The organism is Halomonas marinisediminis (assembly GCF_004347715.1).
Taxonomy (GTDB): domain Bacteria; phylum Pseudomonadota; class Gammaproteobacteria; order Pseudomonadales; family Halomonadaceae; genus Halomonas; species Halomonas icarae.
The window spans coordinates 1-282 of the sequence record NZ_SLTR01000359.1 but is presented as its reverse complement, the minus strand read 5'-3'; the positions used below and the strand labels follow the sequence as shown (position 1 = coordinate 282).

Sequence of the window (282 nt, the reverse complement as noted above, 5' to 3'; positions counted from 1 at the left end):
CCCTCATCGAGGCCACCGGGCCGGGCCGCCGCCTGCATCTGCCCCGGGCGCTCTCGCTGCTGGGGATCAACGCGGACTCGTTCGGGCACTGGATGCTGGAGCAGCTGCCGCGGTTTCTGGCGACGCGGGCGCTTCTGGGCGCGGCAACGCCGCCGCTGCTCGTGGATGCCGATATCCCGGCGCAGCATGCGGAGGCGTTGCGCTTCTTCGGCGGGGAGGACGGCCCCGAGATCATCGAGGTGCCGCGCGGCCTGCGGGTCCGGGTCGACCGGCTGTTCTGTG

General features: G+C 73.0%; 1 protein-coding gene. It reads left to right on the top strand.

What is annotated here, in order from left to right; all coding sequences use genetic code 11:
• Positions 1–282, top strand: a 282-nt coding sequence (locus E0702_RS17000; protein WP_165927608.1) for a glycosyltransferase 61 family protein, incomplete at both ends; no start/stop codon positions are given.